This window comes from Streptomyces venezuelae (assembly GCF_008642275.1).
Classification (GTDB): Bacteria; Actinomycetota; Actinomycetes; order Streptomycetales; family Streptomycetaceae; genus Streptomyces; species Streptomyces venezuelae_E.
Genome location: NZ_CP029189.1, coordinates 3332966 through 3347577, shown reverse-complemented (window position 1 = coordinate 3347577; position 14612 = coordinate 3332966). Strand labels below are relative to the sequence as shown.

Sequence of the window (14612 nt, the reverse complement as noted above, 5' to 3'; positions counted from 1 at the left end):
GGGGGTAAGGGAGGAGCCTGGGCGTGGGGATCGAGAGCGACCATCTGGTCTACGAATATCTGAGCCGCGTCGGGGACTTGGCGCAGCAGCGGCAGTTGTCCTCGGGCGACCGGATGAGGCTGGTGTCGGGGCTGCGGGACGAGATCGACCGTCGGCGCGCCAAGTACGACCCCGACACCCCGGCCGCCGTACGGCGCATCCTGGAGCGGATCGGCACCCCCGAGGAGGTCCTGGACACCCTCGGCTCCCGGCAGGGCGGGGCCCCCGCCCCGGCGGCGCCCGCCGACGCCGGCCTGTCGGTCCCCGTCCAGCGGGGACCGGGCCGCCCGCGCGGCAGGAACGCACCCCCGGCCCGCCCGGCGGCGGAGCCCGAGAACGTGCCGCCGCACCTGGCCGGGCTGGACGAGCTCGGCCCCTCCGGCGGGGCCGAGCCCGACTGGTGGCGGGTGAGCCCGGGGACGTACGGGGCGGGCCCGCAGGTCGAGGGTTTCGCGGGCGGCATCGAGATCCCGGACCTCTTCAAGGACGGACCGCAGGACGAGCAGGCGGAGAAGGAGGCGGCGCCGGCCCCGCCCGGGAAGGACGAGGGGGGCGCGCGGAGCCTCGTACGGTTCCTGCGCGAGCGGCGGCGTGCGAGGAAGGACGCGGCGGCCGGGGCCGCCGGCCCGGACGCCCCGGCGGCCCCGGCCGCCCGCCCGCGGCCGAACGCCTTCCTGCTGCTGGCGGCGGCCGTCCTCGTCGTCGGCATGGTCAGCGGCTACTGGCTGCTCCTCGTGGTCGGCTGGTTCCTTCCGTTCGCCTCGCGCGTGCTGGGTCCGGCGGAGCGCAAATGGGCGGTCTTCGGCCCGCCCGGCGCGGTGCTCGCGGGGGCGGTGCTGTGGGTGTGGGGCCGGATGAACGGCAAGTGGGGGGAGACCCTGCCGGACGACCAGCTGAGCGGGGCGATGCACGGGATGTGGCCGTGGGTCCTGCGGGGCGCTGCGCTGGCCTCCGCGGCCTACCTGGTGTGGCGGGCGCGGCGGCGCTAGACGGCCCGGTCAGCCGCCGATGACCGTGCGCTGCATTTCCTCCACCGGGTCGCGGTCGGCCGCCTTGACCAGGTCGAGGAAGGCGGCGGACCCGGCGACGTCGAGGAGCTGCTGGCCGGTGACGGGCGCCGAGGTGTTCGACGCGTCGTGCGGGCCGACCCTCAGCGAGACGTCGCTGGCCCCGTAGCGGAACCAGACCCGGGACTCGGTGACGTTGCCGTTGTTGATCGGCGAGACGGCCGCGTCGGCCCGGATGCCGCCGGGCAGGGTGGCCTTCGAGCAGACGGTGTCCTTGATCTCGCGGCAGGTCTGGGGCGCCATGCCCGGTTCGGACGGCCGCACCGAGAAGATGATGCGGAAGGTCTTGCCGTCCTTGCTGCCCTGGTACTGCCGCACGCTCAGGTCGATCCGCTGCACGGTGCCGACCGACGGCGGCAGCAGTTGCTGGAGCACACCGACGGCCTGGTTCTGGAAGTTCTCCTGCCGGGCCCGTTCGGCGGGCGGCAGGTCGGCCATCGACGACTCGCCCGGGCTGGGTTCGAGGTGGATCGGCGGCGGCGGCGCGGAGCTCGTCGGCGGCCCGGCCACGTCCACGACCCCGGTGGATCCCGTCGCCCCCCGGTCGTCGCCGTCGCCCGGCAGGACGAAGGCTCCGGCCAGGCCGAGCCCGGCCACGGCCAGTACCGCACCGCCGATCGCCGCCCGGACGCGCGCCCTGCGGCGCAGGCCCTGGGCGCGGGCCGGGCCCACCAGGTCCGCCGTGGTGGGCAGTTCCGCCAGCGCACGGTCCATCGCGTCCCGGACGAGCACGGCCGTGGCCCGGTCCTCGGTGCGGTCTTCGTTGGTACCCATGGTGTCTCCTCAGCTCTCGGTCGCGTAGATGTGGGCCTCGCCGAGCCGCGCGCGCAGCTTCACCAGGGCGCGTGAGCACTGGCTCTTGACCGTGCCCTCGCTGCAGCGCAGCAGTTCGGCGACGGTCTCGACGCTCAGGTCCTCCCAGTAGCGCAGGACGACCATGGCGCGGGCCCGCGGCGGGAGTTCGGCCAGCGCGGCGAGCAGGGTGACGCGCAGGTCGGCGTGCTCGGGCCGGGGCGGCGGATCGGCGCGCCGGTGGGCCAGCAGGTCGCGCAGCCGGCGCCGGCGCTCGGCGAGGAAGGTGCGGGTCAGCACGGTCCTCGCGTACGCCTCGGGGTGGTCGGCGGTGGACACCCGCCGCCAGTGCTGGAAAAGCTTCGCGAGCGTGGTCTGGGTCAGATCACGTGCGCCGTCCGCGTTCCCGCACAGCAGGTACGCGGTGCGGTACAGCCTGCGCTGACTGCCCCGGGCGAAGGCCTCGAAGTCGTGCTCGGTGCCTGGTGGCATCCGCCCTCCCCTTCACATGGTGTCTCTCACCCCTGCCCTGAGCACTGCCGCCGGGAAAAGGTTGAGCACGGACGCGAGGAATTCCGGTCGGGCAGTCCTCGGCGGGCGCTCCCCCGGTGTAGGCCCGCAGTCGGTCTCCCGTACGGCCGCCTCGGCACAATGGAAGGTATGAACCTCACCGTCGGCTTCGACCTCGACATGACCCTCATCGACTCCCGCCCGGGAATCAGGGCCACCTACCAGGCCCTCTCGGCCGAGACGGGAACCTTCATCGACGCCGACGAGGCCGTCACCCGACTGGGTCCGCCGCTGGAGGAGGAGCTCGCGCACTGGTTCCCGGAGGCCGAGATCCCGGCCATGACCGAGCGCTACCGGGAGATCTACCCCACGTACGCCATCGGGCCGACCCCGGCGATGCCGGGCGCCCGCGAGGCGATCGGGGCCGTCCAGGCACTCGGCGGCCGCGCGATCGTCGTCACGGCCAAGCACGAGCCCAACGCCCGTCTGCACCTGTCGCACCTCGGCATCGAGGCCGACGCGGTCGTCGGCTGGCTCTGGGCGGAGGCCAAGGCCGGTGCGCTGCGCGAGTACGGGGCACAGGTCTACGTCGGCGACCACGTCGGCGACGTACGCGGTGCCCGCACGGCCGGCGCGCTGTCCGTGGCGGTGCCGACCGGCCCGTGCCCCGAGGAGGAGCTTCGCGGGGCGGGCGCGGACGTGGTGCTGCCCGACCTCACCGCGCTGCCGCAGTGGCTCGCGCAGTACGTCGCCGCGCAGCCCGTCTAGCCGTAGGAGAGGAGCGGGCCTACGCCTGCGAGGCCCGGGCCGCCCTGCGCTGCGCCGCGGCCGAGCGGAGCACGCCCGCCGCGGAGATGGCGAAGCCGACACCCATGAGCATGCAGACCGCCCACGCGTACGGCGGGAACGGGTCGATGTCGAGGAAGAGCGGAGCCATGGTCGCCAGCGTGGCCACGGCCCCGGCGATGAACACGATGCCGCCGGCCTTCACGAGTCCGTCGCCGGGCCGCGCTTCGTCGGAATGAGGAGTAACAGTCACCTCACCAGGGTAGTTCCCTGGCCGAAGCAGCCGACCGTGAAGGACCGGAGAACGTCTTGTCACCCGGCTCCCGACCATTAGCCTTGAGGTGGCGGGTCACTCATGGCCCGCTGCGCTGTTGTCCGGAGCCGTTCGCGGCCCTTCGGACCCCCGACGAGCACAAGGACAGAGGACGGACGTGCCTACCGGCAAGGTCAAGTGGTTCAACAGCGAGAAGGGCTTCGGCTTCCTCTCCCGCGACGACGGCGGCGACGTCTTCGTCCACTCGTCGGTGCTCCCCGCCGGGGTGGACGCCCTCAAGCCCGGCCAGCGCGTCGAGTTCGGTGTCGTCGCGGGTCAGCGCGGTGACCAGGCACTTTCGGTGACGGTACTGGACCCCGCACCCTCCGTCGCGGCGGCGCAGCGGCGCAAGCCCGACGAGCTCGCCTCGATCGTGCAGGACCTCACGACCCTGCTGGAGAACATCACCCCGATGCTGGAGCGCGGCCGCTACCCCGACAAGGTGCACGGCACGAAGATCGCCGGACTGCTGCGCGCGGTCGCCGACCAGCTCGACGTCTGAGCCCCGCGCCGTCACGCGTACGGCTGCGCCCCGCCACTCGAAAGAGCGGCGGGGCGCAGCCGTGTGCGCGGGGCGGTCAGCCCTGCGGGAAGTCCAGCGAACCGGGCGGGATGGCCGGTACCAGTCCCTCGGCCGCGGCCCGGGTGAGCAGCCCGCGCACCGCCGCGTAGCCGGAGTCGCCGAGGTCGGCGGTGAACTCGTTGACGTAGAGACCGATGTGCTGGTCGGCGACGGCCGGGTCCAGCTCCTGGGCGTGCGCGCGGACGTACGGGCGGGAGGCCTCCGGGTCGTCCCAGGCCATCCGCACCGACGTACGGGCCGACTCGGCCAGCGCCCGCAGCCGCTCCGCGCCCAGCGAGCGCCGGGCGATGATCGCGCCGAGCGGGATCGGCAGGCCGGTCGTGGACTCCCAGTGCTCACCCATGTCGGCCAGGCGGTGCAGTCCGTAGTCCTGATACGTGAACCGGGCCTCGTGGATCACCAGCCCGGCGTCCACCCGGCCGTCCCGGACCGCCGGCATGATCTCGTGGAACGGCAGGACGACGACCTCGCCGACGCCCTCCGGCAGCACGTCCGCCGCCCACAGCCGGAACAGCAGGTAGGCGGTGGAGCGTTCGCTCGGCACCGCGACCGTCTTCCCCGTCAGGTCCAGGCCCGGCTCGCGCGTCAGCACCAGCGGGCCGCAGCCGCGCCCCAGCGCCCCGCCGCAGGGCAGCAGCGCGTACTCCTCCAGCACCCACGGCAGCACGGCGTACGACACCTTCAGCACGTCCAGCTCACCGCGCTCGGCCATGCCGTTGGTGATGTCGATGTCCGCGAAGGTGACGTCGAGGTCGGGAGCGCCCGGGACCCGGCCGTGCGCCCACGCGTCGAAGACGAAGGTGTCGTTAGGGCAGGGCGAGTAGGCGATCTTCAGCGGTTCACCGGTGCTGATGCTGGTGCTCATGGCGTTCTCCCCAGTTCGCGAGTACGGGCCCCAGCACGCGGAAGCCGTCGGCGAGCGCGGCGAGCGCGTCCCCGATCCGCCAGGCGGCACGGTCACGGGGGCCCACGGCGTTGGACACGGCGCGGATCTCCAGTACGGGCAGCCCGTGCGCGGCGGCCGCCTCCGCGACCCCGAAACCCTCCATCGCCTCGGCCCCGGCCATCGGATGCCGCGCGGTGAGCACGGCGGCCCGGGCGGCGGTCCCGGTCACGGTGGAGACGGTCAGCACGGGCGCGAGCAGCGCCCCGGTCGCCTCGGCGGCGCGGGCGGCGAGCTCGGCGGGCGGCAGGTGCACGCCGTGCCCGAAGCCGAGTTCCGCCACGTCCAGGAAGCCGTCGGGGGTCTCGGCCCCCAGGTCGGCGGCGACGATCGCGTCGGCGACCACCAGGGAACCGAGCGGGGCGGCGGGCGCGAACCCGCCGCCGATGCCGGCGGAGACCACCAGCGAGTAGTCGGCGAGGGCCAGGGCGGTGGCGGTCCCGGCGGCGGCCGCCGCCGGACCGACGCCCCCGACGAGCACGTCGAAGGCGATGCCCGGAAGGTCCCGGCGGTTGACGAGGTAGCCGCCGGGCAAGGTGCGTGGCTCAGGACCGAACGCGTCCGGATGAGGGGTCAGACCGGTGGTGACGGAGTCTGCCTCCGCCGCCACCGCGGTCACGACGAGCGCGCGCACCACTGCCGCCCGGTTACTTGAGCTTGAGGTTGAAGGACCAGACGGCGAGCGGCTTGCCGTCCTCGGCGATCTGCAGGAACGCGAGCTTCTTCGAGGAAGGGGCCTCGCCCTGGCCGCCGGTCGCGAAGACGTCGGCGCCCGGGAAGCTGCGGTAGGTGTTCGAGGAGGGCTCGGTGATCGGCTGGCCGTCCAGGACCGCCGACCAGCGCTTGCCGTCCTCGACGATCTCCGGCTCGACCCCGAGACGCAGGGTGTCGCCGCGGGCGTACTCGACGGTCTTGGGGTTCTTGAGGTTCGTGAGGCACTCCTGGACCTGGTCCATGGAGAGCTCCTTGCCGTCGTTGTGGCAGGAGGCTTCGGCGGACACCGACGAGGTGCCGACCGTCACGGTCGCCAGCGGTGTCGGCTTCTCGCCGCAGGCGGAGAGGAGGAGGAGGCCGGCGGACACGGCTCCGAGGGCCGCGACGCTGCGGCGGGCCCTACCCGAGAAAAGCGGTGCGGTCATGAGCCGAAGGCTATCGGGCCGGTGGGCTGCGCCGCCGCACGGGGTACCGGTGGCCTGCGGCGCGGCGCGGATCGGCTCCGCCGGTTCGGCCGGTTCGGACGGGTGCGGCGCCTCGGCGCGAGCGTGCCCCGGGCTCCGCCCGGGCATTTACGGGGCTCCGCCCCGGACCCCCGCCTCAAGCTCCCCCGGCTACCGCTGGGAGGTGCCCCCCGGCGGGGAAATCCAGCCCCGCCGGCGATTGAGGCGCGGGGGGTCGGGGGCAGCGCCCCCGCAACGGTGCCGCACCCCGGCCACGCGCAGCGGCCGGCGGGTCGGCTACGCCACGCGGGGGCGGGAGGTGCCCGGCTGGCGGGGGCGCGGCGCCGAGAGGACACCGCGCAGGGCCATCGTCGTGCCCAGGGCCACGATCGCCGCCGCCACCGACATGCCCAGTACGCCGTTCAGCGGCAGCACGATGCCGATCGCACCGCCCAGTACCCACGCCACCTGGAGCAGCGTCTCCGAACGGGCGAACGCCGACGTCCGCACCGACTCCGGCACGTCCCGCTGGATCATCGCGTCCAGCGACAGCTTCGCCAGCGCCTGGCAGAAGCCCGCCGTCGCGCCCAGCACGGCCATGAACAGCCCGCTGAAGAACACCGCCGCGAGCACCGCCACGCCCAGCGTCAGGCACAGCACCGCCGCGATGATCGCCTCCGGCGCCCGCGCCCGCAGCCACGCCCCCGCCGCCGTGCCGCAGGCGTTGCCCACGCCCGCCGAGACGCCCACGATGCCCAGCGACACCGCCGCGCTCTGCCCCGCCAGGGGATGCTCGCGCAGCAGGAACGCCAGGAAGAAGATCAGGAACCCGGACAGCGCACGCATCGAGGCGTTCGCCAGCAGCCCGCACAGCACCGACCGGCTGACCGTCCGCAGGCCCGGCCGCTTCGAGTGCGCCTCGTGCGTGGACAGCCGCGCCCGGCGCTCCCCCTTGGCCTCGTCCACCTTGTGCGGCAGCGTGAACGCCGCGACCGTGCCCCACACGAAGACCAGGCAGGCCCCGTACAGCGGCCACTGCGGTCCGATCAGGTTCAGCGCGGCACCCACCGGCGCCGCCACGCCCGTCGCCAGCAGACCGGCCAGCGTGACCCGCGAGTTCGCCTTGACGAGTGAGAACCGCGGCGGCAGCAGCCGCGGCACCACCGCACTGCGCACCACCCCGTACGACTTCGACGCCACCAGCACGCCGAGCGCCGCCGGATACAGCTGGATGCCCCCCGTCGCCACCGCCCCCGACATCAGCAGCGCCAGCAGCGCCCGGGCCAGCATCGCGGCCGCCATCGAAGCCCGGCGGCCGTGCGGCAGCCGGTCCAGGAGCGGGCCGATCACCGGGGCCAGCACGGTGAACGGGGCCATCGTGATGCCGAGGTACAGGGCCACCCGGCCCCGTGCCTCGTCCGTGGGAACGGAGAAGAACACCGTCGAGGCCAGCGCCACCGTGATCAGCATGTCGCCGGCGCCGTTGATGGCGTGCAGCTCGATCAGCTTGCCGAGGCCCGATTCACCGGCCCCGTGCGCGTGCGTGGCCCGCCGGATCCCCCGCGCCGGAAGGTGCAGCGCACGCCCGACAGCCCGGCCGGCCCGCCTGGCCGGTCCCGAGCCGTCGTCGGACGACCGTACGGGTGCCACACTCGACATAGTGCCCCACCCGGCCCCGCCGGGATGCCTCCCGGCGCGTCGCCCGGCCGGTGGCTTGTCCGCGAATCGGACCTTGCATGTGTGCCCGAGGCTTAAGACGAGGTAGCGTGCGTAGCGCGCCACCGGCGGTTGCTCCTGGCCGCGCGCCTCTTCGTGATCCCGCAGAATGGGTCGCAGTGAGGTGCGCCCGGAGTCCGATCGGGTGCGGACGTCGACGCGGCCCTCTGGTCCGCTCCGCCCGTGCCACGTACGGACAGCACCGACGGGTCGTTGTGGACGACAGTACGGACGGCGCACACGTGAGACGGCGTAGGAGAGAACGAGACCAGTGAGTGCTGCGACGACGCGAAGCCGTACCCCGCGTACCCCCGACCGCCTGTGCGTCGAGGCGGTAGAACTCGCCCGCGCGGCGGCCGAGGAGGCCGCCTTCCCCGGAGTGGTGGGCGCGCACGTCTCCGCCGTGGCGGAGGGCGACCGCGTCGTCACCCACTTCTTCGAGTCCAAGGAGCCGGGCTACCGCGGCTGGCGCTGGGCCGTCACCGTGACCCGCGCCTCCCGCGCGAAGAACGTCACCCTCGACGAAACGGTGCTGCTGCCCGGCGACGACGCGCTGCTGGCCCCCGAGTGGGTGCCGTGGAGCGAGCGGCTGCGTCCCGGTGACATGGGCCCCGGCGACCTGCTGCCCACCGACGCCGAGGACCTGCGCCTGGAGCCGGGCTGGTCGGGCGAGGACGCCCCGCCGCCGAACTCGGTGGTCTCCACCGAGATGGCCGAACTGGTCGAGGCCGAGGACGCCGACGTCACCGACCGCGCGGTGGTCCCCGTACGCGGCTCCATCACCTCGGTCGCCGAGGAGCTCGGCATGCGCCGGGCGCGCGTGCTCTCGCGGTACGGGCTGCACACCGCCGCCGACCGCTGGGACGAGTCCTTCGGAGCCAAGACCCCGATGGCGCAGGCCGCGCCCGCGTCGTGCGTGTCCTGCGGCTTCCTGGTCGCCATCGGCGGCTCGCTCGGCCAGGCCTTCGGGGTCTGCGCGAACGAGTTCAGCCCGGCCGACGGCCGCCTGGTGTCGCTCTCCTACGGCTGCGGCGGCCACTCGGAGGCCGCGGTCATGCCGGCCCCGCTGCGGCCGGCCCCGCCGGTGCTCGACTCGATGGCCTCGGACGAGTTCACCCTGCGACCGGCCCCCGACACCGGCTCGGTGCCGGTCTCGGAGTCGGACCTGCCGGCCGCGGACCTCGGCCACTCGTAGGGGACCCGCGCCCGGCGTACCCTCGCCCCATGGGGGACAGCGACGCGGACACGGACATGGTGGGACTGACCGGCCGGGTGACCGGGACGGTGGGTCCGGGGCTGGTGGGCGAGGTCATCGTCCGGATCCGGGGCGGGGCGGAGCACTTCCTCGCCCACCCGGTCGCGGGGACGGGCCGCATTCCCGTCGGGACGGTGGTGACGGTGGTCGAGTACCTGCCGCCGCGCACGGTGTACGTGATGGCCGCGTACGACAACTGACGCCCCGTCCCACCTGTACGTATCAGGATGGCGACAAGACGCGGCCGGTGTCTTCCCGGCGGGTCGCGGCAGGCGCAGACTCACCCTCGTCGGTGCCGAACGGCATCGCGCGAAGGGGGCGTTGCCGATGGCTATCGGCGTCGTGGCGGGAATCGTGCTCGCCGCAATCGTGGCTGTGATCGGCCTGTTCAAGCTCATGTGGCGGGTGGCCGAACCGAACGAGGCACTCGTCATCTCCGGCTCCACGCACAAGACCGAGGGCCTCGGCCAGGGCATGGGCTTCCGGATCGTCACCGGGCGGGGGACGCTCGTCCTCCCGGGCGTGCAGGCGGTGCGGAAACTCTCCCTGGACCTCAACGAGACCCAGCTGTCCGTGGACTGCGTCACCCATCAGGGCATCCCGCTGAGGGTGAAGGGCGTCGTCATCTTCAAGGTCGGCGACGACCTCGTGTCGATCGCGAACGCGGCCCGGCGCTTCCTGGACCAGCAGAAGATGATGCCCGAGCGCGTGCACATCGTCTTCGCGGGCCATCTGCGGTCCATCGTGGGCGGATTGACGGTCGAGGACATGATCCGCGACCGGGAGAAGCTGACGGGCCAGACCCGGATGGCGTGCGGTACGGAGATGGAGAAGCTCGGCCTGATCGTCGACTCGCTGCAGATCCACGAGATCGAGGACCCGACGGGCTACATCAAGAACCTGGCGATGCCGCACGCGGCGGCCGTCCAGCGGGACGCGCGGATCGCGCAGGCCGAGGCGAACCGGCTGGCCACGGAGGCCGAGCAGGCCGCCTTCGCCCGGATGGCCGAGGCGACGCGCGACAGCGAGATCCTGCAGGCCGGCTACCAGGCCGAGCGGGACAAGGCGGCGGCGACGGCCCGTCAGGCGGGCCCGCTGTCGGAGGCGGCGGCCCGCCAGGAGGTCGTCGTCCAGGAGACCCGGGTCGCGGAGCTGGAGGCGCACCGGCGCGAGCAGCAGCTGCAGGCGGACGTACGCAAGCCGGCGGACGCGGCGGCGTACGAGACCCGCACCAGGGCGGAGGCCGAGCGCGACGCCCGGATCTCGGCGGCGCAGGCGAAGGCGCGGGAGACGGAGCTCGCGGCGGCCGCGGAGGCGACGCGGGTGACGACGGCGGCGACGGCGGACGCGCAGGCCGTGGAGGCGCGGGGCATCGCCTCGGCGAAGGCCACGCGTGCGACCGGTGAGGCGGAGGCGGCGGCCACGCAGGCGAGGGGTCTCGCGGAGGCGGAGTCGGCGAAGGCGCGTGGCCTGGCGGAGGCGGAAGCGATCAAGGCGCGGGCCGCCGCGCTGGCGGAGAACCAGGAGGCGGTGGTCGCGCAGCAGCTGGCCGAGAACTGGCCGGCGATCGTGGAGGCGGGCGCGGGGGCCTTCGGGAACGTGGAGCACATGGTCCTGCTGAACGGGGCCGAGGGCATGTCGGAGATGTTCGCGAAGGCGCTGACCATGGGCGGCACGGGCCTGGGCGTGGCCCGCCAGCTCCTGGCCTCGATGGGCCAGCCCCCCGCCCCGGGAACCCCGTCCCCGGCCACCCCGCCGGTGAACGGCCGCATCCCGATCCACGAGGAGTAACCGCCGGCCTCCCAGCCCCTCGGGCCGCCCATTCAGCCCCTCCGGCGTTTGAGGAGCGGGGTCCGGGGCGGAGCCCCGGCAGCGGCGCGGGCGCCGAACGGTTCGGGCTCCGGCGCGGCGCCGTTGCCGGGGGCGCTGCCCCCGGACCCCCGCGCCTCGAACGCCGGCGAGGCTGGTGGTTGGCGCCGAGCCGGATGGGCAGGGGCGCTGCCCCGGACCCCCGCGCCTCGAACGCCGGCGAGGCTGATGGGGGACGGGGGCGGCGAGGCCGGAGTCGGGGTGGCGTCGGGTCAGCTGCTGCCGCGGCGGCGGAAGAGGCGTTTGGCGCCGAAGACCAGGGCCAGGGCTCCCGCCAGGACGAGGGCTCCCTTGCCGAAGCCGCCCGGCGGTTCCGTCATGGAGGACGCGCCCGGCGGGGAACCCGGCTGCGGCGAGGCCGAGGCCGAGGGGGCGGTGCCGGTGGCGACCGGGACCGCGATCACCCGGCTGCCCTGCCCCTCCGCGCCGAACATCAGCGTCGAGCCGTCCGGCGTGTACGTCACCGACTCCGCCTGCCCCTGCCACGGCGCGTCCACCCGTTCGCCCTCGCCCACCGGAAGGCCGTCCTTCCACGGGTAGGTGCGGGCCGTGAAGTAGCCCCGCAGCGTCAGCCGGGTGCCGTCGGGGGAGAACGCCCCGTCCGTCACCCACGGCACGGCGGCGACCCGCCGGAACACGTTCGTGCCGCCCGCCGTCAGCTCGGCGGGGCCCTCGTACAGGCCGCCCTTGTTCTCGTCCTTGCTGGCGATGTAGACGCGCCCCGTCACCGGATGGACCATCAGGGCCTCCGCGTTGCGCGCGCCGTCCGCGTACTTCACCGTGAACTGCGCGGCCTCGACCGTGACATCACCCAGTTGCTTCGGTTCCGGGAAGCGGTAGATCCACACGTGGTCCCAGGTGCCGCCCCGGTTGTCGCCGATGTCCCCGACGTAGAGCTGCCCGTCCGGGCCCAGCGAGATCGCCTCGACGTCGCGCGGCTTCCCGATCCCCTTCAGCGTCACCCGGGCCACCGTCCTGCCCGATGCCGAGTCCACCGCGTAGATGTACGGGCCGTCGTCGCTGTCGTTGTGCGTCCAGTACACGCCCGGGTGGATCCGGCTGGCGGCCAGGCCGCTCGACTCCTTGATCCGCGGGTCGGAGATGGTGAAGGAGGACGAGGCGGGGTTCTCGGCCGCGAGGGCCGGGCCCGGCAGCACGGCGAGTGCGGCGGCGGCGACGGCGGTGGTCAGGGCAACGGCGGCGGACGCGGCGGCGGGCGGCATGGGCAGGCGCATTCTCCCAGCCTGCCAGTACGTGCCGCGTGTCCGGCGTCACAGGGGTTTCTGTCGCGCGATCCGCGATGATGACCGGATGCGTTTCATGTTCGTCGGCGACTCCATGACCATCGGACGCGCCGGCGACTACACCTGGCGCTACCGGATGTGGCAGCACCTCAGCTCGACCTTCGGCGGTCCGTACCGGATCGTCGGTCCGCGCTGCGAGCTGTACGACACCGTCGCCGATGCGCCCACCAGCCACGCGTACGCCGACCCGGCCTTCCCGCAGCGCGCCCGCCGCCACCTGGCCGGCTGGGGCGAGGGCTGGCAGCACATGGCTCCCCTCATAGGCCCCGCGGTCGCCGACACCGGCGCCGACGTGCTCCTGGTCTCCCTCGGGCTGATCGACCTCGGCTTCTACACCGACGCGGAGCAGACCGCCGCCAACGCCCGCCGGTTCGTCGCCGGGGCGCGCGCCGCCCGCCCCTCCGTCCGGATGGTCCTGCTGCCGGTCATCCCGAACAGCCGCGCCGAGGAGGACGCCCCCTTCGCGGCCGAGGTGGCCCGTTTCAACGAGCTCCTCGCGAAGGCGGTCGCCGACCTGACGACCGACGCCTCGCCGATCCTGCTGGCCGCGCGCCCGGACGCGTACGACATCCACCGCGACACCTACGACGGCACTCACCCGAACGCCTCGGGCGAGCACCGGCTGGCGGGCGAGTTCGCGGCCGTCCTGCACCAGGCGTGGGGGATCGGCGCCCCCTACCGGCCCGCGCCGGCGCCGTAACACGCCTGGCACGACGGGGTCTTGCTTCGAGCGCACTCGAAGCAGTTGGCTAGTGCCTCATGAAGTACACGCAGCTCGGACGCTCCGGCCTCAAGGTCAGCCGACTCGTTCTCGGCACCATGAACTTCGGCCCCCAGACAGGGGAGCCCGAAAGTCACTCGATCATGGACTCCGCCCTCGATGCGGGCATCAACTACTTCGACACGGCCAATGAGGCACTTTGACGCCAGCTTGAGTAGGAGGTGGTCGCCGCCCAGGGCGAAGGGACGACGACCACCATACGTACGGCTACCTGATCACCAGGCGAAGGCCTCCGGGGACGGTCCGGGACCGGGGAAGACCTCCTCCAGCCCGGCCAGCACCTCCTCGCTCAGCTCCAGCTCCAGCGCGCGCAGCGCACCGTCCAGCTGCTCGGCGGTGCGCGGGCCGACGATGGGGCCCGTCACGCCCGGCCGGGTGAGCAGCCAGGCCAGCCCGACCTCGCCCGGCTCCAGGCCGTGCTTGTCGAGCAGGTCCTCGTACGCCTGCACCTGCGCCCGCACGGTGCTGTTCGCCAGCGCGTCCGCCGACCGGCCGGAGGCGCGGCGACCGCCCTCGACCTCCTTCTTGATGACCCCGCCGAGCAGGCCCCCGTGGAGCGGGGACCAGGGGATGACCCCGAGGCCGTACTCCTGCGCGGCCGGAATGACCTCCATCTCGGCGCGCCGCTCGGCGAGGTTGTAGAGGCACTGCTCGCTGACCAGGCCGACCATCCCGCGCCGGGCGGCAGTCTCGTTGGCCTGGGCGATCTTGTAGCCGGGGAAGTTGGAGGAGCCCGCGTACAGGATCTTGCCCTGCTGGATCAGCACGTCCACGGCCTGCCAGATCTCCTCGAAGGGGGTCAGGCGGTCGATGTGGTGGAACTGGTAGACGTCGATGTGGTCGGTCTGGAGCCGCTTGAGGCTGGCCTCGACGGCCCGGCGGATGTTCAGCGCCGACAGCCGGTCCTCGTTCGGCCAGGTCTCGCCCTCGCGGGACATGGAGGCGTAGACCTTGGTGGCCAGGACCGTCTTCTCGCGCCGGCCACCTCCCTGCGCGAACCAGGTGCCGATGATCTCCTCGGTTCGGCCCTTGTTCTCACCCCACCCATACACATTGGCCGTGTCCACGAAATTCAGACCCGCGTCGAGGGCGGCGTCCAGGATGGCGTGGCTGGTCGGTTCGTCTGTCTGCGGACCGAAGTTCATCGTGCCGAGAACGAGTCGGCTGACCTTGAGTCCGGTGCGTCCGAGCTGCGTGTACTTCATGGACCCAAGCCAACTGCTTCGAGTCCACTCCAGGCAAGAGCGGCCCACATGGTCCCTGATTTATGCATCAACGCGCATAGTCGCGTTGATGCATAGACGGCTGACCGCCACCCTCCGTACGGTCTTGGTGGTCGGCCCTGACCAGGGTCGCGAACCAGGGGGCTCACATGGCGCGTGAGAACTGACCCGGCTCATCGGCAACGGAAACGGAGAATGTGGACAGGGCGACTGCCCCAACGTGTACCGCACGGCTTCCGGCTCCCTCATCGTGTTCTACTCGTCCAGCACCATC

General features: G+C 73.2%; 16 protein-coding genes and 1 pseudogene. 8 read left to right on the top strand and 9 right to left on the bottom strand.

Annotated features, from left to right (window positions below):
• The first annotated feature begins 23 nt into the window (after positions 1 to 23).
• Entirely contained in the window at positions 24 to 1028 is a 1005-nt protein-coding gene (locus tag DEJ51_RS14510; protein WP_150257965.1) for a hypothetical protein, read from the top strand.
• A 9-nt stretch (positions 1029 to 1037) separates the two neighbouring features.
• Here the strand turns inward: DEJ51_RS14510 and DEJ51_RS14505 are convergent, their stop codons facing one another.
• Together DEJ51_RS14505 and DEJ51_RS14500 are read right to left on the bottom strand one after the other, a co-directional pair.
• On the bottom strand, positions 1038 to 1880 hold the full coding sequence (locus DEJ51_RS14505; RefSeq protein ID WP_150257964.1) for a hypothetical protein: 843 nt from the start codon (positions 1878 to 1880) through the stop codon (positions 1038 to 1040).
• Positions 1881 to 1889: 9 nt separating this feature from the next.
• Positions 1890 to 2390, bottom strand: a complete 501-nt coding sequence (locus DEJ51_RS14500) for a SigE family RNA polymerase sigma factor (RefSeq protein ID WP_150257963.1) — start codon at positions 2388 to 2390, stop codon at positions 1890 to 1892.
• 168 nt (positions 2391 to 2558) lie between these two features.
• On the opposite strand from DEJ51_RS14500, the gene DEJ51_RS14495 reads away from it, so the two are divergent.
• A complete protein-coding gene (locus DEJ51_RS14495; protein ID WP_223835807.1) occupies positions 2559 to 3176 on the top strand; it encodes an HAD family hydrolase in 618 nt (205 codons plus the stop codon).
• A 19-nt stretch (positions 3177 to 3195) separates the two neighbouring features.
• On the opposite strand, the gene DEJ51_RS14490 is transcribed toward DEJ51_RS14495, so the two are convergent.
• Complete coding sequence (locus DEJ51_RS14490) at positions 3196 to 3447, bottom strand: hypothetical protein (RefSeq protein WP_030387359.1); 252 nt, start codon at positions 3445 to 3447, stop codon at positions 3196 to 3198.
• Positions 3448 to 3625: 178 nt separating this feature from the next.
• On the opposite strand from DEJ51_RS14490, the gene DEJ51_RS35735 reads away from it, so the two are divergent.
• Positions 3626 to 4009 carry a cold-shock protein gene (locus tag DEJ51_RS35735; protein ID WP_030012939.1) on the top strand — a complete coding sequence of 128 codons (384 nt, stop codon included), beginning with the start codon at positions 3626 to 3628 and terminating at the stop codon, positions 4007 to 4009.
• A 76-nt stretch (positions 4010 to 4085) separates the two neighbouring features.
• Here the strand turns inward: DEJ51_RS35735 and DEJ51_RS14480 are convergent, their stop codons facing one another.
• The 4 genes from DEJ51_RS14480 to DEJ51_RS14465 all read right to left on the bottom strand — a co-directional run bounded on the left by DEJ51_RS14480 (position 4086) and on the right by DEJ51_RS14465 (position 7849).
• The gene (locus tag DEJ51_RS14480) at positions 4086 to 4955 is read right to left on the bottom strand and encodes a 1,4-dihydroxy-6-naphthoate synthase (RefSeq protein ID WP_150257961.1); all 870 of its coding nucleotides are present in this window, start codon (positions 4953 to 4955) and stop codon (positions 4086 to 4088) included.
• Positions 4930 to 5667 (bottom strand): futalosine hydrolase, encoded by a 738-nt coding sequence (locus DEJ51_RS14475; protein WP_150261922.1) that lies wholly within the window; start codon positions 5665 to 5667, stop codon positions 4930 to 4932. Before DEJ51_RS14475 ends, DEJ51_RS14480 begins: the two co-directional genes overlap by 26 nt.
• Positions 5668 to 5680: 13 nt before the next feature.
• Entirely contained in the window at positions 5681 to 6172 is a 492-nt protein-coding gene (locus DEJ51_RS14470) for a DUF2771 domain-containing protein (RefSeq protein ID WP_150257960.1), read from the bottom strand.
• Between the two features lie 315 nt (positions 6173 to 6487).
• Positions 6488 to 7849, bottom strand: coding sequence for an MFS transporter (locus tag DEJ51_RS14465; RefSeq protein ID WP_150257959.1), 1362 nt, complete (start codon positions 7847 to 7849; stop codon positions 6488 to 6490).
• Positions 7850 to 8177: 328 nt separating this feature from the next.
• Between DEJ51_RS14465 and DEJ51_RS14455 the strand changes: the two genes are divergently transcribed.
• The 3 genes from DEJ51_RS14455 to DEJ51_RS14445 all read left to right on the top strand — a co-directional run bounded on the left by DEJ51_RS14455 (position 8178) and on the right by DEJ51_RS14445 (position 10952).
• Complete coding sequence (locus DEJ51_RS14455) at positions 8178 to 9101, top strand: DUF3027 domain-containing protein (RefSeq protein ID WP_150257958.1); 924 nt, start codon at positions 8178 to 8180, stop codon at positions 9099 to 9101.
• A gap of 56 nt (positions 9102 to 9157) precedes the next feature.
• Entirely contained in the window at positions 9158 to 9361 is a 204-nt protein-coding gene (locus DEJ51_RS14450) for a hypothetical protein (protein WP_150261921.1), read from the top strand.
• Positions 9362 to 9488: 127 nt separating this feature from the next.
• Positions 9489 to 10952: a flotillin family protein gene (locus tag DEJ51_RS14445; RefSeq protein WP_150257957.1), complete on the top strand. Its 1464-nt coding sequence runs from the start codon at positions 9489 to 9491 to the stop codon at positions 10950 to 10952.
• A 290-nt stretch (positions 10953 to 11242) separates the two neighbouring features.
• On the opposite strand, the gene DEJ51_RS14440 is transcribed toward DEJ51_RS14445, so the two are convergent.
• The gene (locus DEJ51_RS14440) at positions 11243 to 12265 is read right to left on the bottom strand and encodes an esterase-like activity of phytase family protein (protein WP_150257956.1); all 1023 of its coding nucleotides are present in this window, start codon (positions 12263 to 12265) and stop codon (positions 11243 to 11245) included.
• 76 nt (positions 12266 to 12341) lie between these two features.
• Between DEJ51_RS14440 and DEJ51_RS14435 the strand changes: the two genes are divergently transcribed.
• The gene (locus DEJ51_RS14435; RefSeq protein WP_150257955.1) at positions 12342 to 13034 is read left to right on the top strand and encodes a GDSL-type esterase/lipase family protein; all 693 of its coding nucleotides are present in this window, start codon (positions 12342 to 12344) and stop codon (positions 13032 to 13034) included.
• Positions 13035 to 13093: 59 nt separating this feature from the next.
• Positions 13094 to 13246 (top strand): annotated as a pseudogene (locus DEJ51_RS14430) (aldo/keto reductase); the annotation flags it as partial.
• Between the two features lie 84 nt (positions 13247 to 13330).
• Here the strand turns inward: DEJ51_RS14430 and DEJ51_RS14425 are convergent.
• On the bottom strand, positions 13331 to 14320 hold the full coding sequence (locus DEJ51_RS14425; RefSeq protein WP_150257954.1) for an aldo/keto reductase: 990 nt from the start codon (positions 14318 to 14320) through the stop codon (positions 13331 to 13333).
• Positions 14321 to 14612: the final 292 nt, after the last annotated feature.